The sequence below is a fragment of the Mesorhizobium sp. M5C.F.Ca.IN.020.32.2.1 genome, from assembly GCF_004023105.1.
Taxonomy (GTDB): Bacteria; Pseudomonadota; Alphaproteobacteria; order Rhizobiales; family Rhizobiaceae; genus Mesorhizobium; species Mesorhizobium wenxiniae.
Genome location: NZ_RZSX01001250.1, coordinates 1 through 1335 on the forward strand (window position 1 = coordinate 1; position 1335 = coordinate 1335).

Consider the following 1335-nt stretch of genomic DNA (forward strand, 5'->3'; position numbering starts at 1 on the left):
GTGCTGGTGCGCCACGAGAACGGGTTGGTCACTGTCTATGGCCACACCCGCTCGATCGAGGTCCAGCGCGGCCAGAAGGTCAAGCGCGGCCAGGAAATCGCGCAGTCCGGCATGAGCGGTACCACCGACTCGCCGAAACTGCATTTCGAAGTGCGCAAGAATTCGGCGCCGGTCGATCCTTCGACCTATAAAAGAAAAGTCGATCCGTCGACCTATCTCGAATAGAACAAGAAAAGCAACTGCGCGCCGCCTGACCTCCAGTCCGGCCCGCCGGCTCAGCCCGCTCCGCAAGGGGCGGGCTTTTTCAGTCTTCGTCCCTAATCTTTGAGCGATTTGCCGAGCCGACCTGCCAGATCCTGGGTGAATTGCCAGGCAACGCGGCCCGAACGGCTGCCGCGCGTCGTCGCCCATTCCAGCGCCTCGGCGCGCAGCGTCTCGGGATCGATGGCAAGGCCGTGGTGGCGGACATAGCCGTCGACCATGTCGAGATACTCGTCCTGCGAGCATTTGTGGAAGCCGAGCCAGAGGCCGAAACGGTCGGACAGCGAGACTTTTTCCTCGACCGCCTCTGACGGGTTGATGGCGGTCGAGCGCTCATTGTCGATCATGTCGCGCGGCAGTAGGTGCCGCCGGTTTGAAGTGGCGTATAAGATAACATTGGCCGGGCGGCCCTCAACGCCGCCTTCCAGCGCCGCCTTCAGCGACTTGTAGGACGTGTCGTCGTGGTCGAAGGAGAGATCGTCGCAAAACAGGATGAACCGGTAAGGTGCTGCCTTCAACAAATTCATCAGCTTCGGCAGCGTGTCGATGTCCTCTCGATGGATCTCGATGAGCTTGAGCGGCAGGTCCAGCTTTGCCGAGGCATTGACAGCCGCATGCACGGCCTTGACCAGCGAGGACTTGCCCATGCCGCGTGCGCCCCACAACAGCACGTTGTTGGCTGCGTAACCGGAGGCGAAGCGCTCGGTGTTGTCGACCAGTATGTCGCGGACGCGGTCGACGCCGCGGATCAGGCCGATGTCGACGCGGTTGACCTTGAGCACCGGCTCCAGATAGCCGGGATCAGCCTGCCAGACGAAGCAATCGGCCTCGCCGAGGTCGGTTTCCGGCACCGGCGGCGGGGCGAGGCGGGCGACCGCCTCGATCAGACGGTCAAGCTTCTTGTTCAGGGCTTCAATGGTGCTGTCGCTCATTTCTTGTCTTTTTGTTTTTGCATTCAGGAGTGTGACAACGGAACCTATTCGATTCCGGCGGTTTCGGACCGGCTCCAACCTTTTGTTAGAGCATGATCTTTTCCGAAACCGCGCTCCATTTTTTGGGATCATGCTCTAACAC

2 protein-coding genes are annotated in these 1335 nt (G+C 60.6%); one reads left to right on the forward strand and one right to left on the reverse strand.

Translation table 11 applies throughout. From position 1 onward, the window contains the following. On the forward strand, positions 1-225 hold a 225-nt coding region (locus tag EOA86_RS34865; protein ID WP_164892334.1), incomplete at its 5' end, for a M23 family metallopeptidase. A 92-nt stretch (positions 226-317) separates the two neighbouring features. Here the strand turns inward: EOA86_RS34865 and EOA86_RS34870 are convergent. Further along, a complete protein-coding gene (locus EOA86_RS34870; RefSeq protein ID WP_128345645.1) occupies positions 318-1193 on the reverse strand; it encodes an ATP-binding protein in 876 nt (291 codons plus the stop codon). Between the last annotated feature and the right edge of the window lie 142 nt (positions 1194-1335).